General features: G+C 42.3%; 2 protein-coding genes. Both read right to left on the bottom strand.

Annotated features, from left to right (window positions below; all coding sequences use genetic code 11):
- Window positions 1-312 (bottom strand): heme-binding protein (locus A3763_RS00715; protein ID WP_197482653.1); only part of this gene is annotated, 312 nt, incomplete at its 3' end.
- Window positions 313-326: 14 nt separating this feature from the next.
- Window positions 327-506: a DUF6435 family protein gene (locus A3763_RS00710; RefSeq protein ID WP_068510205.1), complete on the bottom strand. Its 180-nt coding sequence runs from the start codon at window positions 504-506 to the stop codon at window positions 327-329.
- Window positions 507-679 lie beyond the last annotated feature (173 nt).

Below are 679 nucleotides of genomic sequence, written 5' to 3'. Positions count from 1 at the left end.
CACAGGCGCGGTCATGCTGATATCTTGCCCCTTACTATTTTCGCCGGAGATATAAGCAAAAAGTCGTTTGAAAGCACTATCGTTTGACGATCTCCCCTTTTCACTATTCATCGTTGTGGAAACCAATAACATCTGGTCGTAATGTCGGATCTCAAAATTTCCATCTGACTGAATAAGCGAATAGGGAGCATGCTCAATCGTGTATTTAACCAAGCTACACCCTGTGAGTAAGGAACTCACAAATACAGAACAAGCTAGCAAGATAAACTTCATCGATCCGAGCCTTTCGGTATAGAAAAATTGATTAGACATCGTGATGACCTGCCCTAAGCACTTTCTTTAGCCATAACACTTTGTATTTTCTGATAAATATCATCGGCTTCTTTGCTGAGCATAGAATAGGCTCTTATGTCGCCATTGCGCTGTGCATGCATCGCCTCGGTGAGCTTCGCTTCATAAGCTTTCACGAGTTTTTTAGAAGGATTTTTGCTAAACCATTTAAACATTCTTTTTTACCTACTCTACATTCAGGACTCTGGTTCTAGGGTTGCTTTTTACTTCTATACTGGCGATACGCTAGCCATATTTCATATCCCCAGCGGCTAAACAAACGAATGAAAGGCCAGTTAAGTACCCGCCAAAAACGAGCGTAGGGCGTGTGATGCCAAGCCCTAACATT

It is taken from the genome of Oleiphilus sp. HI0128 (assembly GCF_001635365.1).
This window is presented reverse-complemented; position numbering and strand designations above follow the sequence as displayed.